This is a genomic window from Mesorhizobium sp. M7A.F.Ca.MR.176.00.0.0 (assembly GCF_004023165.1).
In the GTDB taxonomy this organism is placed as follows: domain Bacteria; phylum Pseudomonadota; class Alphaproteobacteria; order Rhizobiales; family Rhizobiaceae; genus Mesorhizobium.
Window position 1 is genome coordinate 1 of the sequence record NZ_RZTC01000234.1, and the last position, 3035, is coordinate 3035.

The 3035-nt window shown below is 58.9% G+C and carries 5 protein-coding genes; 3 read left to right on the forward strand and 2 right to left on the reverse strand.

From position 1 onward, the window contains the following. Together EOB59_RS34165 and EOB59_RS34170 are read right to left on the reverse strand one after the other, a co-directional pair. Window positions 1-264 (reverse strand): IS6 family transposase (locus EOB59_RS34165; protein WP_128290262.1); only part of this gene is annotated, 264 nt, incomplete at its 3' end. Between the two features lie 192 nt (window positions 265-456). Beyond that, window positions 457-1206, reverse strand: a complete 750-nt coding sequence (locus tag EOB59_RS34170; protein ID WP_095488788.1) for a response regulator transcription factor — start codon at window positions 1204-1206, stop codon at window positions 457-459. Window positions 1207-1686: 480 nt separating this feature from the next. Here EOB59_RS34170 and EOB59_RS35495 point away from each other — a divergent pair, with 480 nt between their 5' ends. The 3 genes from EOB59_RS35495 to istA all read left to right on the forward strand — a co-directional run bounded on the left by EOB59_RS35495 (window position 1687) and on the right by istA (window position 3023). Next, window positions 1687-1860 (forward strand): hypothetical protein, encoded by a 174-nt coding sequence (locus EOB59_RS35495; RefSeq protein WP_158302689.1) that lies wholly within the window; start codon window positions 1687-1689, stop codon window positions 1858-1860. A 14-nt stretch (window positions 1861-1874) separates the two neighbouring features. Further along, window positions 1875-2132 (forward strand): hypothetical protein, encoded by a 258-nt coding sequence (locus EOB59_RS34175; protein WP_095488789.1) that lies wholly within the window; start codon window positions 1875-1877, stop codon window positions 2130-2132. A 108-nt stretch (window positions 2133-2240) separates the two neighbouring features. Next, window positions 2241-3023, forward strand: coding sequence for an IS21 family transposase (gene istA / locus EOB59_RS34180; RefSeq protein ID WP_245330061.1), 783 nt, complete (start codon window positions 2241-2243; stop codon window positions 3021-3023). Window positions 3024-3035: the final 12 nt, after the last annotated feature.

The window sequence follows — 3035 nt, forward strand, 5'->3', positions numbered from 1 at the left end:
GTAAAGATACATCCACTGGCCGCGGACCTTGATGTACGTCTCGTCCATATGCCACTTGCTGCCGACCGCACGCTTGCGCCGGTTGAAGCGCTCCAGCAGCTGCGGCGAGAAGTGAGCGACCCAGCGATGCACGGTGGAGTGGTCGACCTTCAAGCCGCGTTCGGCCATCATCTCTTCCAGATCGCGCAGGCTCAGATTGTAGGCCAAGTACCAGCGCACGCACAGGAGGATCACCGACTGGTCGAAATGACGGCCCTTGAACATCACGTGCTCCTCCATAGCTGAGGAGCGTTCCATGACTGCCCCGCTTACCGAAAGGTTTGCGACAGAGCCACGTGGCTTCTCAAACCCTTCCAGGGCGGCAATGGTCATGGCACGGCTCCGAATCATGGGAGCCTTATGGATCAGATCAACCGCAATCCAAAAAGCGCGTTGACCCAAGTTCGTTGCCCTGGGTCAAACCCCATGACTCTTGGTATAAGCCCGCTTGGCGTCTATACTGAACACATAACCGATGCCCCGCGCGGTCTTTATTATTTGTGGTGCACGCGCATCCACTTCGATCTTTCGGCGCAAGCGCAGAACCTGAACATCGACGCTGCGATCGAAGATGTCCTCGTGAATGCGGGTGGCCCGTTGAAGGTATTCTCGGGACAATGGCTGATTGGCCGCCTCGAGGAAGGCAACCAGAAGAGTGTATTCTCCCTTTGTGAGCGGTACTGGCCTGCCCGAAGGGTGTCGGAGCTGTCGAGTCCTCAAGCGGAGCTCCCATCCGCCGAACAACCATCTTCCCGATTCTGTCTTTGGCTGGTTTTGCACGGAGGTGGCCAAACGCCGTCTGACAAGGGCGTTGATGCGCATCGAAAGCTCGAGCATTGACAACGGCTTACTCAAATACTCGTCTGCACCGGCTTCTAGCCAGGCCAACATATCGTTCTCGCTGCGGTGGTTCCCAGTGACGACGATGGGTATGCTCCCGCCGTCGCGGAGATTGCGCAAGATTTCGGCGCCACCACTGTGATCAAAATCCAAACTGGCGATGATGACGTCCGGCTCTCGCTTTTCGCGTAGTTCCAACGCTTTCGCGTGCGTATGTGCCACAGTGGTTGACATATCGCACCTCTGCAGGTGCAGTTCCACTGTTTTGATAAACGCAAGATCATCGTCGACTATAAGGACGTTTACTGTCTTGCATGCTTCATTCATATTTTTTTCTCCACTCGCGCCCACCTAGTCGGTGCTGGTCTGGCCGCAACCTTCCAACTGCAGTTCGCTGCTTAGCTGGACGCATTTGGGTGCAGCAGCCGCCTCCAATTTGCACGGCCTTGGGATTGCGGCTGTAACCGAAGGAACTTGATTTCGTAGCGCTGCCGCTTAACGCGTTGGGCAAGTGCCGTGGCCTTTTGCTGTTCGCGTTCGTCTACCTCCGCTAAACGCCCCTCGAATCGGGTTGGAGTTTTCCGCGCCATTTCGTCGCCGGGGCGGCTTTGAAAGATGAGATTCGGCGTCTAAAAGGTCTACCGCCGCGCCCGAAGCAGAAGCCAAGCGGGATGGAGCAGTCCAAGCAGAGCTCGCCTCCGGCAACGGTCCCAAGCGGCGTGCTCGAGCCGGGCGATCGTCACCGAAGAACGCCGTCTTTGTTATGAGCCGCCACCGGGCTCGCGGTTTGTGGGGCGGACAAGCTTCGTGGTGCAGGATCTGACGATCGGGGTGCGGGTGGTCCGCTATCATCGGGACCGCGGGCGCCTGCCGGATGGCCGGATCGTCGTCGCTGCGCTGCCGGACGGGGTCGACGGGCACTTCGGTTTGGAGCTTCGGCGTCTGGTGCTGTCGCTTTATCACCAGGGTCAATCGAAATAGATCGGATCGTCGGGTTGCTGCGCGACTTCGGTGTGTCGATCTCCAAGCGCCAGGTCGTGCGGATCCTGACCAGCAAGATCGACGCCTTCGTCGCCGAAGCGAGGCAGGTTCTGACGGCCGGGCTCGCTTCGGCCGGTTGGATCAGCGTCGACGACACCGGGGCCCGCCACGGTGCGGTCAACGGCCTGTGCACGCAATTGGGCAATGACTGCGGATTCCAGGGAATGACCGGACGGGATTCCGATCAAAATCCGGACGGCATTCCGATTTGAAGCCGGCCAGCGTTCCAACCAAAGACCGGCCAGTTTTCGGCACTGAAGATCACCTCCTGGGTCAGCAACTTTGGCATCAAATACCTCGCTACGGACGAGGAGATTTTGATGCCGGCAAAGAGAAGGCTGACCATGAGACAGTTGAGACAAATGCTTCGGCTTGCCGGAAGCGGGACCAGCTCCCGCGAGATTGCGGTCGTGCTGGGAATAGCACGCAGTACGGTGCAGGATAATCTGCAGCGCGCAGCGGCAATCGGGTTGAGCTGGCCCCTGCCAAGCGAGCTGACCGATGACGCGCTTGAGAACAAACTCTTCGCTCGCAATGGCGTCAAACAGGGCACGCGGCGGCGCACAGAGCCGAACTGGGCCAATCTTGCCGTGGAGCTCAAGAAGCCGGGCGTCACGCTCCTCATCTTGTGGGAGGAGTATCGAGGAAGTCATCCCGACGGATATGGCTACAGCCGGTTCTGCGAGCTCTTTCGCAGCTTCGAACAGCGGCTTTCCCCGACGATGCGCCAGGAACACGCCGCCGACGACAAGGGCTTCGTCGACTATTCCGGCAAGAAGATCCCGATCGTTGATCGAGACACCGGCGAGATTCGTGAGGCGGAGATCTTTGTGGCAGTGCTGGGAGCGTCCAGCTTCACCTATGCCGAAGCCACCTGGACCCAGACACTGCCTGATTGGATTGGTTCACACGTCAGGATGTTTCGTTTCTTTGATGGCGTTCCCCGCCTGATCGTCCCCGACAATCTGAAGTCGGGTGTCAGCCGCGCCAGCTTCTACGATCCCGAGATCAATCGCAGCTACGGCATGATGGCATCCCATTATGGCGTCGGCGTTCTTCCGGCACGGCCGCGACGGCCGAAGGACAAGGCGAAGGTTTCATAGTGCGTCCTGTTC